Consider the following 19,181-nt stretch of genomic DNA (forward strand, 5'->3'; position numbering starts at 1 on the left):
CTGCGCATCCGTCATCGCCGCGTCGGGCGTGCCGCGATGGCGCACGCTCCGCTTCGACGTGCCTCCTCGCGAGTGCGGGAGGACGTGCCCCAGCAGGGACTCGAACCCTGACTGAACAGATTTTAAGTCTGCTGCCTCTGCCATTGGGCTACTGGGGCCTTTCAGCCGGTTCAGCCTACCCCGGACGCCGGCGCGACTCGCCGCTCACAGGCGGAGACACAGAACGACGGCGACCCCCAGGAAGGCGGTCGCCGTCGTTCTCGTGCGTGTCCGGATGAACCGGAAGGCGTCAGGCAGAGGCCTTCGCGGCTGCCGTCTGCCCGGCCGGCGTGGGCGGCTGGCTCTGCAGCGCGGTGTCCTTCTTCGGCGGCGGGGTCGCCGCTTCGCGGAACTGGCGCTGCGGGTTCTGCAGATCCGACAGCGGCGCGAGGTCGCGACCGAAGAGGAAGCTCATGCTCCAGTTGATGATGACGCGCGCCTTGCGCTCGTACATCGGCATCGCGAAGCCGTGGTAGCCACGGTGAGCGAGCCAGGCCGGGAAGCCCTTCATGCCGAAGCCCATGATGTTCGCGACACCCTTGAACTGGCCGAAACCCGCGACGGCGCCGAGGTTGGTGTGCTTGTACTCCTTGACCTCGCCGAGGCCGTAGTTGGCCGCGAGGATGTTGGCGGCAAGCAGCTTCGCCTGTCGGACGGCGTGCTGGGCGTTGGGGACGCAGAAGCCTCCCACGCCCCCACCGGTGAGGTCGGGAACAGCCGCGACGTCGCCTGCGGTCCATGCGTGCTCGATGGGCCCGTCGTCGCCCGTGATCCGGAGTTCGGCGCTGGCACGGACACGGCCGCGCTCGTCCACCGGGAAGTCCGTCGAGCGGACCACCGGGTTCGCCTGCACTCCGGCGGTCCAGATGAGGGTGTCGGTCTCGAACTCGTCAGCCGGCGTCTTGTCCGGCATGTTGATGAGCTTCAGCGTGCCACCCACGGCGCTCGACAGCGACGTGTTCAGCAGGACCTCGATCTCCCGCGAGCGAAGGTGGGAAACGACCCATTCGGCCTGCTCGGCAGTGACCTCGGGCATGATGCGTCCCATGGCCTCGACGAGCACGAAGCGGAGGTCGGAGCGGCTGAGGCGGGCGTTGGCCTTGACAGCGTCGCGCGCGGCATCCTCCATCTCCGTGATGGTCTCGATCCCAGCGAAGCCGCCGCCCACCACGACGAAGGTGAGGGCGCGGTCCCGCTCGGGACCCTCCGGCATCACGGACGCGGTCTCGATGCGCTCAAGCATCTTGTTGCGCAGCGCCACTGCCTCCTCGATGGTCTTCAGGCCGATGCCCTGGTCCTTCAGGCCGTCGATCGGGAAGGTGCGAGTGATGGAACCGGCTGCCACCACGACGTCGGTGTAGCCGAGTTCGAAGGAGTCGCCGCCACCGGTGGGCGCGATGGTGGCCGTGCGTCCGGCGTGGTTGATCGATGTCACCTTGCCCGAGATCAGCTCGGTCTTCCGCAGGTGCTTGCGGTGCGAGACGATCGCGTGGCGAGGCTCGATGCTTCCGGCGGCGACCTCGGGGAGGAAGGGCTGGTAGGTCATGTAGGGCAGGGGATCCACGAGCGTGACGATGCCGCCGTGGTCCTTGACCTTGTTCTGCAGCCTGTGAGCGACGTACAGGCCTACGTAGCCGCCGCCGACGACGAGGATGCGCGGGCGGTCAGAGAAGTGTTGGTTCGATGCCATTCCTCGATGCTACCGGAGTTTGTGAAAATCTTCACTAGCTCGGCGACGTACTTGGAACTCCCCCGGATCCCTGCTCGTTACCGCCTCCCTGGACTCGGTCGATCCGTCCGGTGTCGTCGTCCAGGGGCGCTGCAGGACGGCGCCTGACACGCGCCACGTGGAGTGCTCCTCCGGCGATCACCGCGAGCAGGAGCCCTCCGAACCCGAGCACCACGAACGCGGGCACGGTGTGGACGGAAGCGAGGGGATCCTCGGCCTGCGGGACGGGCGGAGCAGGGATGACCTCAGCGGCTGGTTCCCGCGACGGAGCCGGCGCCGGAGCGGGAGTCTGACCGCTCCGCCTGTAGAGCTGGATCCATTCAGCCATGCTCCCGAGGCGGTTCTGCTCCGGTACCGCGATCTCGCTGCGGACGGCCGCCGCGACATCGAGGACGCCGTGCCCGTACAGCGTGTCGAAGCCGGGTGCCCCGGCGTCCCTGGCCGTACCGACGATACGGTTGACGACCTGCGCCGCCGACAGCTCGGGGTACTTGGCGCGGATGAGCGCGGCGACTCCGGAGACCAGTGGCGCGGCGCCGGACGTGCCCGACCAGTCGGCGTAGAAGCCGCCCGGCAGACCACCGACGAGGTTCTCGGACGGAGCGGCGACCGCGATGCTGATTCCCTCCGACGAGGCCTCGGCACTCGCGATCCCCGACCGGTCGAGCCCGGCGACGGCGAGCACCCCGGGGATCGTCGCGGGTGCTCCCACCTGGGTCAGCCCTCCGGCACGGTTGCCGGCAGCCGCCACGATGACGACGTCGTTCTGCTCCGCGTACAGGAACGCCTGGTCCCAGCTCTCGGGCCATGCCGTGCTGGTGCTGCCGAGGGACATGTTGATGACATCCGCACCGTTGTCCACCGCCCAGCGGACCGCGTTCGGAACCTGCTCATCGACCGTCACGCCTGCCGGGTTGGGCCCGCTGTTCTGTCCCTCGATCCAGACGGAGATGGCGAGCAGATCCGCCTTCGGTGCGACTCCGACAATGCCGTCCGGTCCGGTGCCGTACTGGCTGAAGGGTGACGGCTTCGGCTCCGGGGTGGGTTGGGGGGCCGCCGATCCGGTGCTGCCGCCCGAGGGCTCGGGCTTGGACTCGGGCTTGGACTCGGGCTCCGGGGCGGGCGCGGGCGGCTCCGGATCGGTGTGGCCGCGTCCGGCGAGCAGCGTCGCGACGAGCGTGCCGTGCCCCGGTACTTCCCCGATGCCGCGCTGCCCGCCCGGATCGCCTGCACCGGATGCATCCGTGCCGCCGACCACCGCTCCTGCCAGATCGGGGTGGTTGCCGTCGACGCCGCTGTCGATGACGGCTACCGTGACGCCCTCCCCCTGCGTGCTCTTCCAGGCCTCGGCGATCCCGTAGTCCTCCAGCCAGTACTCCTTGCCACGGACCTCGTCCGCAGCCGCAGGGCCGGCAGCCGGCAGCAGCACAGCGACGCAGGCGACGACGACGGCAGCAGCAGACCGGGTGACGCGAGCTGGGGTGTTCATCAGTTCACCCGTCCCGCTCCGCAACGCTGAGGGCGATCCCGTCGAGGATGTCGTGCTCACTGGTGATCGCGGTCGTGACACGACCGTCCGTCACCGCGGCGACGCGTTCCACGATGGCCCGCCAGATCAGCGCCCCGGCTCCGATCACGTCGACACGACCGGGATGCATGTACGGCAGGGCGGCCCTGGCCGACCGCGGCATGTGCAGCAGGTCGGACGCCGCCGATGAGACCGTACTGATGGGCAGCTCGGCGCCGTGGATACGTTCGGCCTGGTACTCCGGCAGGCCGAGGGCGTGCGCCGTCACCGTGGTGACGCTTCCGGCGACACCCACGATCTTCGTGATGCGCTCGAGGGGAACCTGTGCGGCCGCGTCGTCCATGAGGCGGGCGATCTCGGCGTCCATGGCTTCGATCTGCTCCGGCGTCGGCGGGTCGTTCTGCAGGAAGCGCTCGGTGTAGCGCACGCAGCCCATGTTCGTGCTCCGCGCGGCGATCAGACCGTCCATCGTCCCGGCCACGAACTCCGTACTTCCACCGCCGAGATCGATGACCAGCACCGTCTCGTCCCGGGCGGTCGCGAGGACGCTGACGGCGCCGTTGAAGGACAGCCGCGCCTCCTCGTCGCCCGAGATGACCTCTGGCTCGACTCCGAGCCGCGCTCGGATGCCGTCGACGAAGACCTGGCGGTTCTCGGCATCGCGGGATGCCGACGTGGCCACGAATCGCACGGGCGGGCTGCCGTGCCGCTCGATGAGCGTGGCGTATTCCTCCGCAGCGGCGAAGGTCCTTGCCAACGCGGCATCGGACAGGCGTCCCGTGGCGTCCACGCCCTCGCCGAGGCGTACCACGCGCATCAGGCGGACGACATCGGTCAGGACTCCGCCGTCGACATCCGCGATCAGCAACCGGATGGAATTCGTACCGCAGTCGATCGCAGCTGTTCGCATTACTTCTCCTTGCTCGGGCCGGTCGATCCGGACGGTTCGGTCGGTCCGGACTGGTCGATGGGCTCGTCGTTCCCCGGACCACCGGTGCCCGGAGTGGATTCGCGGCGACGCGCGGCGCGCTTCGCCTCGAGCTCCTCGGGACTCAAGCCCTGGGTGCGGGTGTGCCTGCTGAGGTCGGCGTCGGGCGCCTGGCCCGAGGTGTCCCAGGCACCCTCGCAGTAGCAGACCTCTCTGGTCCACCAGGGCGCTATCCGCGCGATCGCCTCGTCGCCCAGGGGGTTGACGCCAGGACCTGCGGCGAGGGAATGCCCCACGAGGACATGGAGGCACTTCACCCGCGTGGGCATCCCTCCGGCGGATACGCCCTCGATCTCGGGCACGGCGCCGGTACCGGCACGCTCTCCCACTGCCTCCCGTGCGGCCAGGTATGCCTCGTGAGCGGCACGGTACCGGCCGGCGAGGTCTCCGTCGGAGATCAGCCGCTCGCTCATCTCGGTCATGACGCCGTCGGCCTCGAGCCTCGACACGGCAGAGGTGATGACGGGGTGGGTGAGGTAGTAGCTCGTAGGGAACGGGATGCCGTTCGACAGCCGGGGAGCAGTGGTCGCCACGAGCGGATTGCCGCAGACGCACCGCGCACCGATCTCGACGACGTCCCGGACCGGCCTCCCGAGCTGACGGCTGAGGACGTCCAGATCGCGCTCACTGGGAGTCCTCGGGTCCTGGTCCTTCTCGTCCTGATGGTGCTGCTGGGTCACGCTTGTTCCTTCCTGGGACGCCACGCGGGCGTACATCGCACGGCTATGGGCCGCGCGGTGGCTGGTGCCGGTCGCTGCTGCGCGGAACCACTCAGTCCGTCGCTGCGCGGGCGATGGAGCTCCAGAGCGAGTCGACCCAGGGCAGGTCGGCGGGTTCGGTGGCAGATCCCTCTCCCGTGCTCTCCTCGATGCCGTCGCCGCCCTTCACGAGATAGCGGGTCTCCCCCGGCATCACGAGGAAGATACGCTCGCGCGCCTGCTGCTTCACGAAGGCCGGGTCGTCCCAGCGCGCGAGTTCGGACTGGTAGTCCGCCTGCTCCTGCTGCTGCCGGGCGATGTCCGCGCGCAGCGCGTCGAGTTCGGCCTGCTGCTGCGCATAACGGCTCACCGACGGAGCGAGCAGGACGATCACGGCGATGAGGACGACGGCGAGGGCGAGGAGCCGGCCGGAGAAGGACTTCGCCGGGATGGGCGTCGCTTCCTCTGCCGGCTGGATGGCCGACTCGGCCCGTCGCGAGCCGAGCCGTCCACGACGGATGTTCCCTGCGAGTTGCGAGCGCTCCGCGGCCCGCGACTCCGACCGCACTGCGGACTGCGATGCCGACGGAGAGGTGCGCCGCGGTGCGGCCGTGCGTGTCGGCCGTGCCGGCGTCGTGCTGGTGGTGCCGGCGCCTGCGCGGACGTTCCTCGCGCCCGTGCCACCGTCGGCGATGCGTGGGTCCTTCGTGGCCGAAGGCCCCACCGCACGGGGTGCCGGCGGCCGGCGCTGCGCAGGTCCTGCCGCTCTGGCCCGGACCGCTTCGGGGGGATTCGACGTGTGACCGGCTCCGCGCGTCCCCGTGCCACCGGCAGCCGCGGATGACGCCGCCTTGGCGACGCGGACAGGGGGCTGACCCTTGGCCGTCCCGGCGGCCGGCCGCTCCTCCGCCTGGGGCGAGGGACGGCCGGCTCTCGGCACGTTGGGTCGGCGGGCAGTCATGGAGCTCCTCGGAAATGTCTGCGCGTGGGTTCGCACCGGGTTCCTCGCGGAACCCGTCTAACGAGGGTAACTGCCCTCTCGATCAACTACTGATCAACTAGGCCGTGAAACGCGGGAAGGCGCTGCGACCGGCGTAGCGTGCGGCGTCGTCGAGCTCCTCCTCGATGCGGAGCAGCTGGTTGTACTTCGCGACGCGCTCGCTGCGGGCCGGCGCACCGGTCTTGATCTGGCCGGCATTCGTGGCGACGCAGATGTCGGCGATCGTGGTGTCCTCGGTCTCGCCGGAGCGGTGCGAGGTGATCGTGGTGTAGCCGGCGCGCTGTGCCATCGAGATGGCGTCGAGCGTCTCGGTCAGGGTGCCGATCTGGTTCACCTTGACGAGCAGCGAGTTCGCGGTCTGGTTCTGGATGCCCTTGGCGAGGCGGACAGGATTGGTGACGAACAGGTCGTCGCCGACCAGCTGCACCTTGTCGCCGATCGAGTCGGTGAGGTGCTTCCAGCCCTCCCAGTCGTCCTCGTCGAGGGGGTCCTCGATGGAGACCAGCGGGTAGTCGCGGACGAGCTCCACGTAGTAGGCGCTCATCTCCTCGGTGCTGAGGGCCTTGCCCTCGAACTGGTAGGCACCGTCCTCGTAGAACTCGGAGGCAGCGACGTCGAGTGCGAACGCGATGTCCGTACCCGGTGTGTAGCCGGCGCGCTCGACGGCGGTCGTGATGAGGTCCAGCGCGTCGCGGTTGGACGGCAGGTTCGGGGCGAAGCCGCCCTCGTCGCCGAGGCCCGTCGCCAGGCCCTTCTCCTTCAGGACCGACTTGAGCTCGTGGTAGACCTCGACGCCCCAGCGGAGGCCCTCGGAATAGGACTGCGCGCCGAGCGGGACGATCATGAATTCCTGGATGTCCACGTCGGAGTCCGCGTGGGAGCCGCCGTTGAGGATGTTCATGAGGGGCACCGGCAGGACGTGCGCGTTCGGCCCGCCGAGGTAGCGGTAGAGCGGCAGGGCCGAGGACTCGGCGGCGGCGCGGGCGATCGCGAGCGACACACCGAGCATGGCGTTGGCGCCGAGGTTCGACTTGTTCTCAGTGCCATCGAGGTCGATCATCGCCTGGTCGATGGCGCGCTGATCCGCGGCGTCGAAGCCGAGGAGCGCGGGCTGGATCTGCTCGATGACGGCTTCGACGGCCTGCAGGACGCCCTTGCCGAGGTAGCGGTCCTTCTCGCCGTCGCGCCGCTCGTTGGCCTCGAACGCACCGGTGGATGCGCCGGAGGGAACGGCCGCACGCCCGAACGTGTCGTCGTCGAGCAGTACCTCGACCTCGACCGTGGGGTTGCCGCGGGAATCGAGGATTTCCCTCGCGTGGATGGCATCGATGATGGCCATGGATTTGCTCCTCTTCGTTGGAGTGTAGGAATTCACATCGTGTTGGGACGTCTTTGTCAGAGCAACGGAGGTGTTGCCACCAGCCTAGTTCACGTGCGTCCGACGTGGGCTGGGTCACCGGCGTGTGACGTCGGCGCGTGGGTCACGCGGTGGCTTCCGGGCCACCCGCAGCGTGGCGCTGGTAGTCCAGCGTGGCGCGCCTGAGCGCCCGCTCGGGATCGACACCGGCGCCCAGAGCACGCCGCGTCAGTGCCAGGAGCTGCCTGCCGACCTCGGCCTCGTCGTCGTTTGGAGGGGCCTCGCCTCCACGCTCCTCCCCCGCTCGCTGAAGGGTCTTGGCGGCGAAGGCCAGAGCGGGAAGGTGGTGGGGAATGCCGTCGAAGGGGGAGGTACGGGCCGGCGTCTCCCGCTCCTTGACCGCCTGCCAGGTCGCGACGATCTCATCCACCGATGCAGGGCCGGCAGAGCGAAGAGTGCCCTCGGGCGAGAAGACGTGCGGATTGCGGCGCACGAGCTTCGCCGTGAGGCCCTCTGCAACCTCGGCGAGTCCGAAGGACCCTGCTTCGGCCCGGAGTTGCGCGTGGAGGACCACTTGGAACAGGACGTCCCCGAGCTCGCCGCGGAGGTCCTCGAGGAGTTCATCCTCCGGCTCATCCGTCCGGGCGACGTCATCGACGACCTCGTAGAGCTCGTAGGTCTCCTCCACGAGGTACTGGAGCAGGGTCGCGTGGTCCAGTGCCGCTGTCCACGGACAGTGCCGGCGCAGGAGGGCGACGACCTCGACGAGACGCTCGACCGCCACGCCGGGGGGCTTCCCCGGCGTGGCCTCGGACTCCCGGTATGCAGCGTCGGTCACGGCGGCCGTCGTCGGAAGGGCTAGGCGGAAGCCTGGCGTGCGGCGGCGTCGAAGCTGGATGCGATGTGCGCTGCCAGCGCCTCACGGTCCTCGAGCGGCAGGAACGCGGCGTCGACCGCGTTGAGCGTCAGGTCCAGCAGGTCGGCGAGGTCGTAGCCGAAGGTGTCTACGAGGAGTTCGAACTCCCCCGTCAGGGTCACTCCGCTCATGAGCCGGTTGTCGGTGTTGACCGTCACCTTGAAGCCGAGCTGGTACAGGAGGTCGAACGGGTGGGCGTCGATGGTGGTGCCGAAGGCGGCGACGGCGCCCGTCTGCAGGTTCGACGACGGGCACAGTTCGAGGGGGATCCCGCGATCACGGACCCACGATGCGATGAGCCCGAGGTTCGCGATACCGACTTCCTCGCCGTCGCCCGCCTCCTCGTCCGCCGATTCCTCGATCTCGATGTCCTCCGCGATGCGCACGCCATGGCCAAGGCGTAGCGCGCGTCCTGCGACGAGGGCGTCCTTGATGCTCTCCAGACCCGCTGCCTCCCCTGCGTGGATGGTCACCGGGAACTGGTGGGAGGCCAGGAAGGTGAAGGCATCGGCGAAGCGCGAGGGCAGGAATCCGTTTTCCGCGCCCGCGATATCGAAGCCGACGGCTCCGCTGTCCCGGTGCCGGACGGCGAGTTCCGCGATTTCCTGGCCACGGTCGGCGTGGCGCATGGCGGTGATGAGCTGTCCCACCTGGATGACGCGACCCGAGGCGATGGCGGCGGCTGCACCCGACTCGAGCCCCTCCTGGACGGCCTCGACGGCCTCATCGAGCGTCAGGCCCTTCTGAGTGTGCTGCTCCGGGGCCCAGCGCACCTCGCCGTACACGACGCCGTCGGCCGCGAGGTCCTCGACGAACTCACGGGCTACGCGGACGAGGCCTTCGCGCGTCTGCATGACGGCGATGGTGTGGTCGAACGTCTCGAGGTAGCGCTCCAGCGATCCGGAATCCGCGGATTCCCGGAACCAGGCGCCGAGGGACTCGGCGTCCGACGCCGGCAGTTCGTGCCCTATCTCGGCTGCCAGCTCCAGGATGGTCGCCGGCCGCAACCCTCCGTCGAGGTGATCGTGGAGCGAGACTTTCGGAAGGGTCCGGATGTCGATGGCAGCGTCGGAAACGACGTCGTTCTGGGTGTGGGTCACGCTGCCAAGCCTACGCGATGCACGTCACCGGGGGCTGGTCTCACGGGCAGGCTCAGGCTGTTCCTGGGAGTCGACCGCAGCAGCCTCGAGCGGCGTCGAGCCCCGGACGAGGGAGATCACGCGGTCCACGACGACCCCGATCACGACGGCGATCGCTATGGCCACGGCCACGCCCAGCAGGTGGTTGTGCTGGAACCAGGTGCCGGCCACCGCCCCGATCCCCACCGAGTAGGCGGCCCAGACGACTCCCGAGAGAGCCGTCAGGGCGACGAAGCGCCGCTGGGAGTACCCCGTGGCGCCCGCTGTCAGGTTCACCGCCACCCGCCCGATCGGGATGAACCGCGCCACCAGGATGAGCGACGCGGCCCGTTTCGCGAGTTCGTTGCCGGCCCAGGTGAAGGATCGCTGCATCCTCGGACGCCTCATCCACCGGAAGCGCGTGGTGCCTATGCCCCTGCCGAGGAGGAAGGCGATGTTGTCGCCGAGGAAGGCACCGAGTGCGGCGACCAGGATCAGCAGCCACGGGTTCGGGATCCCCTGGGTGATCACGAGGGAGGCCAGGCCGACGACGACCGATTCACTGGGGATCGGCGGGAAGAAGCCGTCCACCACGCAGCACACGAGGACGAGGAGGTACACCCAGGGCTGCTCGGCGGCCGCGAGCACGAAGTCGCTGATGCCGTTGAGTGCACTGGTGATCGCATCCATCGTGGGCTCCTCCGCCGTCACGTCCCGTGCGACCTGCCACCAGGGGGTGGAAGCTGTGGTCGGAACGGGATCCGACGCCGGCTGCCGCGGTTCCGGTCGAACCGCAATGGACTGCCGTGCGTCGCTTCCGACGCTACCGGCGGGCCCTGCCGTGCGTCGTCGGCCTTCCGGGCGACATGCACAGCAGCATGCCTCACCCCACGGGATGAGTGTTCCCGGGGATGCCCCTAGGGGTTCACCCCCAGGGCATCCCCGGCTCCGGCAAGCCTGCTGCTAGGCGATGCGGTCGATGATCAGCTGGTGCGCCGGCCGCGAGCCCTCGGGAGCTATGACCACGGCGTCGGCCAGGGCCTCGCGTGCACGCTCGAACTTCTCCGGGGTGTCGGTCAGCAACGTCATGAGCGGCTCCCCGGCGCGCACGGATGCCCCGGGCTTCGCGTGCATCCGCACGCCGGCCCCCGCCTGCACCTCGTCCTCCTTGCGCGCGCGGCCTGCCCCGAGGCGCCATGCGGCGACGCCGACCGAGAGCGCGTCCAGGCCCACGAGCACGCCGTCGGCCGGCGCGAGGATGACCTCGGATTCCCTGGCGACGGGCAGGGCTGCGCGCGGGTCCCCGCCCTGCGCCTCTATCATCCTGTTCCAGACGTCCATGGCACGGCCGTCCTTCAGGGCGGCAGCGGGGTCGGCGCCGTGCACGCCGGCGCATGCCAGCATCTCCTCGGCGAGGCGCACGGTGAGTTCGACGACATCGGAAGGGCCTCCGCCCGCGAGGACCTCCACGGATTCCTCGACCTCGATGGCGTTGCCCGCGGTGAGCCCGAGCGGCGTGCTCATGTCGGTCAGGAGGGCCACCGTGTTCACTCCGGCGTCCTTGCCGAGCGCCACCATGGTCTCGGCGAGCTCACGCGCCTGGTCGACGTCCTTCATGAACGCCCCACTGCCCACCTTCACGTCCAGGACCAGCGATCCTGTGCCCTCGGCGATCTTCTTGCTCATGATCGAGGACGCGATGAGGGGAATGGCCTCGACGGTCCCGGTAACGTCCCGGAGTGCGTAGAGCTTTTTGTCGGCGGGAGCGAGGCCTGTGCCCGCTGCGCAGATGACGGCACCGACGTCGGCGAGCTGGCGCAGCATGTCCTCGTTGCTCAGGTGTGCCTGCCAGCCGGGGATGGACTCGAGCTTGTCCAGCGTTCCGCCGGTGTGGCCGAGTCCGCGCCCCGAGAGCTGCGGCACGGCCACGCCGAAGACGGCGACGAGCGGCGCCAGGGGCAGGGTGATCTTGTCACCGACACCGCCGGTCGAATGCTTGTCACTCGTGGGGCGGCCGAGCGAGGAGAAGTCCATGCGCTCCCCGGAGGCGATCATCGCCGCCGTCCACCGGGAGATCTCCGCACGGTCCATGCCATTGAGCAGGATCGCCATGTTGAGGGCAGCCATCTGCTCGTCGGCGATGACCCCGCGGGTGTAGGCATCGATGGTCCAGTCGATCTGTTCGGGTGAGAGCGTGCCCCGGTCACGTTTGGTGCGGATGATGTCGACGGCGTCGAACGCTTCGGTCATGGGAGATCCTCTTGGATTGTGCGGATGGCGTGCACGGACGGTAGGGCTCGTCGTGGGAGCCCACCGGGACCGTGGGTGGAAGGGAAGGTGCCCGGCCGGTCGGCCGCGCCCCTTCGTCAGGCGAGGTGCTGGGGCCCGAAGGCGTCCGGCAGGACCTCGTCCATGGTCCGGATGCCGCTGACGGTCATGAGCACCATGTCGGGTGCGCGGAACTCGTAGAGGAGCTGGCGGCAACGACCGCACGGCATCAGCGTGTTCCCCTCGCCGTCCACGCAGCTGAAGGCCCTGATGCGCCCTCCACCACTCATGGCCAGCGCACTGACGAGGGCGCATTCGGCGCACAGGGTCAGCCCGTAGGACGCGTTCTCCACGTTGCAGCCGGAGATGATCCGGCCGTCGTCGAGCAGTGCCGCCGCTCCCACGGGGTACTTCGAATACGGCACGTAGGCCTTCATCATGGCGTCCTTCGCCGAGGCGGCGAGGTCGTTCCAGGGGATGTCGTTCTCTCTCATGCTGGTCCTAACCCTTGATGTACGGGATGCCGCTGGCTCCCGGTGCCCGCGAACGACCCACCAGGCCGGCGACGGCGAAGACCGTCACCACGTAGGGCAGCATGCGCAGGAACTGGTCCGGCACCGGCGTGCCGAGGAGGCTCAGCACGTTGGACAGGTTGGTGGCGAATCCGAACAGCAACGCCGCGAAGAACGCTCCGATGGGGTTCCACCGCCCGAAGATCAGGGCCGCCAGGGCGATGTACCCCTGGCCCGCCGTCATGTCCCGCCCGAAGCCCGACACGGCTACGAGCGTGAAGAACGAACCGCCGACGCCCGCGACCACGCCCGCGAGCAGAACGTTCATGAAGCGCATCCGGTTCACGTTCACGCCGAGGGTGTCAGCGGCCTTCGGGTGCTCCCCGACGGCACGCGTGCGCAGGCCCCAGCGCGAGTGGTACAGGGCCACGTAGACGACGGCGACCGCGATGTACATGAGATACCCCACGACGGTCTGCTGGAAGAGGATCGGGCCGATCACCGGGATGTCCGCGAGCAGGGGGATCTCGATGACGGGCAGTCGCGGCGGCGAGTTCCACCGCTCGGAGTCCTCGCTGAGGACGGCGGAGAACAGGAACCCGGTGAGGCCGGACACCAGCACGTTGAGCACGACGCCGACGATCACCTGGTTCACGACGTAGCGGATGCTGAAGACGGCCAGGACGAGCGATACGAGCACGCCGGCGACAGCCGCTGCGAGAAGTCCGACGATCGCGCTGCCGGACAGCGAGGCCGCCACCGCGGCCGCGAAGGCACCGAACAGCAGTTGCCCCTCGATCGCGATGTTCACGACACCGGAACGCTCGCAGAGCACGCCCGAGAGCGAACCGAAGATCAGGGGGACGGCGAGGGTCACCGAACCGGCGAGGAGTCCGTAGAGCGCCACGTTCGGCGTGCGCGCACTGCCGACCACCCACGTCAGGAACGCGACGAGGAACAGGACGGCGAACACGGCCAGCACCCAGGTGGGTACCTTCTGCCCGGAGCGCGTCCGGAGGATCGCGTAGACGGCCAGGGCGATCATCGCGAGGGCCGCGATCCACCCGATGACCGGCGCCGACACCACGATCGACGGCAGGACGATCGGGTCGTTCTCCTCGGAGAGCCTGAACGTGACATCGTTGCGCGGCGCACCGAGCGCGAACACGAGGGACGCGAGGACGGCGACCACGGAGAGGATGATCGGGTTCTTCCAGCTCCGCACCGTGGCGCTACCGGTTGCGTCGTGTCGCTCGTCGCGGGCGGTGGTTGCTGTGCTCATGCTGCTGCTCCGGTCGAGGCTGGCGTGCGGGTCGGGGCGCTTCCCTTGCCGGCGCGCGTGGCGCCGGGTGCCGGGAGGCGGAACAGCGCGCGGACGAGGGGCGGCGCTGCGATGAAGAGGACGATGAGCGACTGCACCACGAGGACGATGTCGATGCTCGTCCCGGTCGAAGCCTGCATGGCCACTCCCCCTGCACGGAACGCGCCGAAGAGGATGCCCGCCGCGAACGTGCCCCACGGCGAGGAACGGCCGAGCAGCGCCACCGTGATGGCGTCGAAGCCGAAGCTCGCGGCCACTCCCGAGGTCAGTACCTTCTCCGTCCCGGACACCTGGGCCACGCCGGCCAGGCCCGCGAGGGCACCGGCGATGGCCATGGCGAGGATGTAGCCCTTGCTGACGTTGACGCCGGCGGTGCGGGCCGCGCTCGCGTTGGCTCCGACCGCGCGGAGCTCGAAGCCGATCGTGGAGCGGTTCAGCAGCCACCACACGAAGATGGTGGCCAGCACGGCGACGACGAAGCCCCAGTGCAGGCGGAATGCTGGTCCGAGGAGCGGCGGATACAGTGCCGAGGCGTCGAGCTGAGGGCTGATCGGGTTCGTCGACCCGGGCCGCTGGAACGCCGGAGTGCTCAGGAAGTACAGCACGAGGTTCGTCGCGATGTAGTTGAACATGATCGTCAGGATGACCTCGTGCGCCCCGGTACGGGCCTTGAGGAGTCCCACGAGCCCGGCCCAGACAGCGCCACCGACCATGCCCGCGAGGATCACGAGCAGCAGATGGACACCGACCGGGAGGTGCAGCGTGAACCCGATCCATCCGGCGAACGTCGCCCCGATCAGGATCTGGCCCTGCGCACCGATGTTGAAGAGGCCCGCCCGGAAGGCGAGGGCGACACCGAGGCCTGCGCAGATGAGCGGAGTTGCCACGGTGAGGGTCTGCGTCAGGGGGTAGACCATCCGCGTGAAGGTGTCGCCCTCGAAGTTGAAGACGGAACCCTGGAAGAGCGCGAAGTAGGCGCTCGATGCGGCCGTCCAGGCCGCACCGAGGGTGTCCTGCGGCCGGCTGAAGAAGTACGACGACGCACGTGCGACGTCCTGGTCGGTGACCGCGATGAGCAGCCCGCCGAGGATCAGCGACAGCACCACGGACAGGAACGCCACGAGCGCGTTCCCGGTCATGATGCGCTGCATCAGACCGGCTTCCGGCCCTGGTCCGGCACCGATGCCTGCGGCGGTGGCGGGCACCGCGGGTGGCGGTAGTTCCCCTCCTGCCGTCTCGGCCGCGTTCTCGAGGCGCACCTCGTCCTGGCGTGCGGCGTCCTTGGTCTGCCGGCGCGTCGGCGGGGTTCCGCCGTCGCTGGCCGGGGATACCGGACGATCGTCCTGCGGGGTCACAGATTTCCTCCTTGAACGTCGTGTGCCTGCGCGAGGGCTTCGTCGGCGGGCATACCGGCCATCATGAGGCCGAGGACATCACGGGACACCGTTCCGGGCACGATCCCCATGAGGCGTCCGCGGTACAACACCGCGATGCGGTCGGCAAGCTCCAGGACCTCGTCGAGTTCCGTGGAGACGATGATGACCGGCGTGCCGCCGTCGCGCTCGGCCACGATCCGGCGATGCAGGAACTCGATGGATCCGACGTCGACGCCGCGCGTGGGCTGCGACGCGATGAACAGTTTGAGTGGCCGCGAGAACTCCCGCGCCATGACGACTTTCTGCTGGTTGCCGCCCGAGAGCGTGCCGGCCGCCGCGGACGCGGACTGCGTGCGGACGTCGTACTCGGCGATCTTCTCGTCGGCATTCTTGTCGATGGCCGACGGCGACATCGAAAGGCCCTTGGCGAAGGGGGCGTCGTCGTACCGGTTCAGGATGAGGTTCTCGGCGACGGAGAACGTGCCGACGAGTCCTTCGACGCTGCGGTCCTCGGGCACGAAGCCGACGCCCGCGCGGATGATGTCCTTGACCTTGCGGCCGACGAGTTCGTTCCCGTCGAGGGTGATCGATCCCGTGACGTGGTCCTGCAGGCCCATGATGGCTTCGGTGAGCTCGGTCTGGCCATTGCCCTGGACCCCGGCGACGGCGAGGATCTCGCCCTGCGCGACATCGAAGCTGAGCCCGTCCACGACGCGCTGGCCGTTGGCAGCCTGGACCGTCAGGTCCCGGACCCTGAAGGTCACCTCGCCGGGGGTCGCCGGCTTCTTGTCGAGCGTCAGGCTGACCGAGCGGCCGACCATGAGGGACGCGAGTTCGGTGGTCGGAGCACTGGGATCTGCGGTGCCGACGACCTTGCCGCGGCGGACCACGGTGATGACGTCGGACACCGCCTTGACCTCCCGCAGTTTGTGGGAGATGAAGACGATCGATTTTCCGTCCGCCTTGAGCTGAGCCATGATGCCGAGCAGCTCGTCGGTCTCCTTGGGCGTCAGCACGGCCGTGGGTTCGTCCAGGATCAGGACCTCCGCGTCGCGTACGAGCGCCTTGATGATCTCCACGCGCTGCTGCACACCGACGGGAAGGTCCTCGACGACGGCGTCGGGATCGACGTCGAACCCGTACTGGTCCGAGATCTGTCGGATCCGCGTCCGCGTGGTCTGCAGGTTGAGCATGCCGCCCGCCTTCGTGGCCTCGTTGCCGAGGGCCACGTTCTCCGCGACGGTGAAGACCGGCACGAGCATGAAGTGCTGGTGCACCATCCCGATACCGGCGGCCATCGCGTCACCGGGCCCTTTGAAGGTCACGGGCTCGTCATTGACGAGGATCTCACCCTCGGTCGGGTCGTACAGTCCGTACAGCACGTTCATCAGCGTGGACTTGCCGGCCCCGTTCTCGCCGAGCAGGCTGTGGACCTGTCCGGGCTCCACCACGAGATCGATGGAGTCGTTGGCAACGAGCGATCCGAAGCGCTTCGTGATGCCGATCAGTTCGAGTTTCACAACTCAACCAGCCTGTTCTGTTCTGTTGTCTTCGGTGAAAGTCAGGTGAAGGATACCGGCTGCGGCTTCGGGGCACGCACCCGGGGCAAACGCAAACCGCCTTCCTCCCGGCGTGGATCCGCAGGAGGAAGGCGGTTCTCTGGCGTCGCTGTACTACTTGGGGCTGGCGGCCGAATCGACCGTGATCTCACCCGCGATGATCTGTTCCTTCAGCTCGTCGAGCGTGGACTGCAGATCGGCGGGGACGTTGGCCTCCTGGTCGTGGAACGGAGCCAGTGCTACTCCGCCGTTCTCCAGCGTGCCGACGTACGGCGTGTTGTCGAAGTTGCCCTCGACGTCGGTGCTGATGACGTCCTCGACGGCGTCGCCCATGAGCTTCATGACCGAGGTGAGGATGAACTCCTCGCCCTTGCCGGCGGTCTCGTAGCCGTCCGAGTCGACCCAGATCGCCTTGACGTCCTTGCCTGCGGCATTCGCCTCGATGACGGCGTCGAGCGTTCCCGAACCGACCGGTCCTGCGACCGGCATGATGATGTCGGCGCCCTCGTTGATGAAGTTCTGGGTGTTGGTCTTGCCGGCGGCGGCGTCCTCGAAGTTGCCCACGAAGGTGCCGTTCTGGCTCTCCTTGTCCCATCCGAGCAGCTGGACGTCCCCGCCCGTCTCCTCGTTGAAGTGGGCGACGCCCTCGGCGAACCCGTCCATGAAGATGGTCACGGTCGGGATGTTGATGCCGCCGTAGGTTGCCACCTTGCCCGTCTCGCTGGTCGCCGCAGCGGCGTAACCGGCGAGGAACGCGGCCTGCGCCGTGTCGTAGATGATCGGCTTGACGTTGGGCAGATCGATCGAGTTGTCGTCCACGATGGCGAAGTTCGCCTCGGGGTTCTGCTCCGCGGCAGCCTTCGTGGTGTCCGCGAGCAGGAAGCCCACGGTGACGGTGAGGTTGCAGCCGGCCTGGACCATCTGGTCGACGTTGGGGCCGAAGTCGGTCTCGGCCTGCGACTCGGCCTGGTTGATCTCGATGCCGAGGTCGGCCTCGGCCTTCTTCAGTCCCTCGTAGCTGGACTGGTTGAACGAGCGATCGTCGAATCCACCGGAGTCGGAGACGATGCAGCCGAGGTAGTCCGAACCGGCTTCGGCTCCGCCGCCGGACGAATCCTCGGCCGGCGGTGCGCCGCAGCCGGAAAGGACGAGGGCCGATACGCCGAGAACGGCGGCGGACAGGCCTGTGCCGCGCGAAAACTTGCGCAGTGAGTTCTTCAAAATGCCTCCAGGAAAGAAATGCGCCACGGGGACGAATACCAGTGAGTGTCCATCACGGGTCGAGATCGATCCGAGGCTCTGTTGTCACTGGAAGACCGTGGCGCCGCGACACCGTCGGTGCAGCACGTATGCGAACATCCTAAGGGCCGCGTGACGGGGAACACTACACGGGCCTCCCGACAGGACCGATCGTTCGGCTTTCGTTATGCACAGCCCGCTGCGCAGGCAGGCTCGAGCCGGGCCACGACGTCCGGCTGGGAGTACGCGTAGGTCAGTGGTCCCGACCGAGCACGGCCTGCAGGGCCGCTGCGGCCATGACGCGGATCCCGCACGCGATGGCGCGTTCGTCGGGCACGTAGTCGCCGCGGTGGAGATCGTACGTCTCCCCGCCGGGCGTGCGCGTTCCGAGCCGCATCATGGCGCCGGGCACCTGCTGCGTCATCCACGCGAAATCCTCGCCGCCCATGGACTGTGGGGTGAGCACGACGGCGCCCGCCCCGAGTTCCGCGCGCGCCGCGGCTTCGAGGAGCCCTGTCTCGGCCTCCTGGTTCACCACCGGTGGGACGCCCCGGATGTGCTCGAGCTTCACGTCCACGCCGAAGGGTGCGGCCACCTCGCGCACCGCGCGGTCGAGCAGCTCGCCGGCGGACTCCCACGCCTCGCCGTCGAGGCAGCGAAGGGTCCCGGACATGAATCCATGGGCAGGAATCGCGTTGGGCGCGGATCCGGCGTGGATCTGCCCCCACACCACGGACACCGCGCTGCGCACGTCGATGCGCCGGGAGAGGACTGCCGGCACGTTCACCGCGATGGAGGCCAGTGCGAACACCAGGTCCTCGGTCAGATGCGGGCGGGAGGTGTGCCCTCCGCGGCCGCTCAGCTCGACCCGAATGGTGTCCGATGCGGAGGTGATCGCGCCGATACGGGTCCCGACGAGCCCGACGTCGATCCTGGGGTCGCAGTGCAGTGCCAGGATCCGCGGCAGGCCCTCCAGGACGCCCTGCGCGATGACGTCGATCGCTCCACCCGGCATCATCTCCTCGGCGGGCTGGAAGATGACCCGGACGGTCCCGGGCAGCGGCGTCTCGGCGTCCAGCTCGACGAGCACGAGGGCGACGCCGAGCATCACCGTCGTGTGGATGTCATGCCCGCACGCGTGGGTGACGCCGGTTGACGCCGACTCGTACGGCAGGCCCGTCTCCTCGATGATGGGCAGCGCATCGATGTCCGCGCGCAATCCGAGGCGCAGCGGCCCCTGTCCGATGTCGACGAACACGCCGGTGCCCTCCAGACGCCGCGGCACGAGCCCTGCCTGCGCAAGCCTGGCGACGATGAGGTCCGTGGTGCGGTGTTCCTTGTAGGACAGTTCCGGGTGGCGGTGGATGTCCCGTCGGATCTCGGTCAGCTCGGCGAGGAGCGGCCCGAGGGATGCACCCACACGGGAGGTCGGCGGGCTCTGGGTGCTGAACGTTTCCACGCCCTCAGCCTACCGACCGACAAGGGGCGGTCCTCAAACGGGGTCATCCGGAGCCGTCACGGACCGATCGGCGG

Annotated in this window: 16 protein-coding genes and 1 tRNA gene; all 17 read right to left on the minus strand. The window is 68.7% G+C overall.

From position 1 onward, the window contains the following. Positions 1-85: 85 nt before the first annotated feature. Positions 86-158: transfer RNA gene (locus tag CXQ96_RS10100), tRNA-Leu, on the minus strand. A gap of 131 nt (positions 159-289) precedes the next feature. Then, positions 290-1,729, minus strand: coding sequence for an NAD(P)/FAD-dependent oxidoreductase (locus CXQ96_RS10105; protein ID WP_104117899.1), 1,440 nt, complete (start codon positions 1,727-1,729; stop codon positions 290-292). A 34-nt stretch (positions 1,730-1,763) separates the two neighbouring features. Beyond that, entirely contained in the window at positions 1,764-3,257 is a 1,494-nt protein-coding gene (locus CXQ96_RS10110; RefSeq protein WP_104117953.1) for a S8 family serine peptidase, read from the minus strand. A 4-nt stretch (positions 3,258-3,261) separates the two neighbouring features. Beyond that, entirely contained in the window at positions 3,262-4,206 is a 945-nt protein-coding gene (locus CXQ96_RS10115; protein ID WP_104117900.1) for a Ppx/GppA phosphatase family protein, read from the minus strand. Next, a complete protein-coding gene (locus CXQ96_RS10120) occupies positions 4,206-4,964 on the minus strand; it encodes a DUF501 domain-containing protein (RefSeq protein WP_258059021.1) in 759 nt (252 codons plus the stop codon). The genes CXQ96_RS10115 and CXQ96_RS10120 overlap by 1 nt, the downstream gene beginning before the upstream one ends. A 91-nt stretch (positions 4,965-5,055) precedes the next feature. Next, positions 5,056-5,943: a septum formation initiator family protein gene (locus CXQ96_RS10125; protein WP_104117902.1), complete on the minus strand. Its 888-nt coding sequence runs from the start codon at positions 5,941-5,943 to the stop codon at positions 5,056-5,058. A gap of 97 nt (positions 5,944-6,040) precedes the next feature. Beyond that, a complete protein-coding gene (eno, locus tag CXQ96_RS10130) occupies positions 6,041-7,321 on the minus strand; it encodes a phosphopyruvate hydratase (RefSeq protein ID WP_104117903.1) in 1,281 nt (426 codons plus the stop codon). A gap of 142 nt (positions 7,322-7,463) precedes the next feature. After that, the gene (locus tag CXQ96_RS10135) at positions 7,464-8,177 is read right to left on the minus strand and encodes a MazG nucleotide pyrophosphohydrolase domain-containing protein (RefSeq protein ID WP_258059022.1); all 714 of its coding nucleotides are present in this window, start codon (positions 8,175-8,177) and stop codon (positions 7,464-7,466) included. Positions 8,178-8,197: 20 nt separating this feature from the next. After that, positions 8,198-9,355 carry an adenosine deaminase gene (locus CXQ96_RS10140; protein WP_104117904.1) on the minus strand — a complete coding sequence of 386 codons (1,158 nt, stop codon included), beginning with the start codon at positions 9,353-9,355 and terminating at the stop codon, positions 8,198-8,200. A gap of 24 nt (positions 9,356-9,379) precedes the next feature. Further along, complete coding sequence (locus CXQ96_RS10145) at positions 9,380-10,063, minus strand: DedA family protein (protein WP_104117905.1); 684 nt, start codon at positions 10,061-10,063, stop codon at positions 9,380-9,382. Positions 10,064-10,336: 273 nt separating this feature from the next. Beyond that, positions 10,337-11,623 carry a thymidine phosphorylase gene (locus tag CXQ96_RS10150; RefSeq protein WP_104117906.1) on the minus strand — a complete coding sequence of 429 codons (1,287 nt, stop codon included), beginning with the start codon at positions 11,621-11,623 and terminating at the stop codon, positions 10,337-10,339. A 116-nt stretch (positions 11,624-11,739) separates the two neighbouring features. Next, positions 11,740-12,135 (minus strand): cytidine deaminase, encoded by a 396-nt coding sequence (locus CXQ96_RS10155; protein ID WP_104117907.1) that lies wholly within the window; start codon positions 12,133-12,135, stop codon positions 11,740-11,742. A 7-nt stretch (positions 12,136-12,142) separates the two neighbouring features. Then, positions 12,143-13,435 (minus strand): ABC transporter permease, encoded by a 1,293-nt coding sequence (locus CXQ96_RS10160; protein WP_104117908.1) that lies wholly within the window; start codon positions 13,433-13,435, stop codon positions 12,143-12,145. Continuing rightward, entirely contained in the window at positions 13,432-14,829 is a 1,398-nt protein-coding gene (locus CXQ96_RS10165; RefSeq protein WP_104117909.1) for an ABC transporter permease, read from the minus strand. Before CXQ96_RS10165 ends, CXQ96_RS10160 begins: the two co-directional genes overlap by 4 nt. Next, on the minus strand, positions 14,826-16,370 hold the full coding sequence (locus tag CXQ96_RS10170; RefSeq protein WP_104117910.1) for an ABC transporter ATP-binding protein: 1,545 nt from the start codon (positions 16,368-16,370) through the stop codon (positions 14,826-14,828). The genes CXQ96_RS10165 and CXQ96_RS10170 overlap by 4 nt, the downstream gene beginning before the upstream one ends. 153 nt (positions 16,371-16,523) lie before the next feature. Beyond that, positions 16,524-17,630, minus strand: coding sequence for a BMP family protein (locus tag CXQ96_RS10175; RefSeq protein WP_104117911.1), 1,107 nt, complete (start codon positions 17,628-17,630; stop codon positions 16,524-16,526). A 271-nt stretch (positions 17,631-17,901) separates the two neighbouring features. Then, positions 17,902-19,107, minus strand: coding sequence for an amidohydrolase (locus tag CXQ96_RS10180; RefSeq protein ID WP_104117912.1), 1,206 nt, complete (start codon positions 19,105-19,107; stop codon positions 17,902-17,904). Positions 19,108-19,181 lie beyond the last annotated feature (74 nt).

The sequence above is a fragment of the Arthrobacter sp. B1805 genome, from assembly GCF_002929745.1.
In the GTDB taxonomy this organism is placed as follows: Bacteria; Actinomycetota; Actinomycetes; order Actinomycetales; family Micrococcaceae; genus Arthrobacter_D.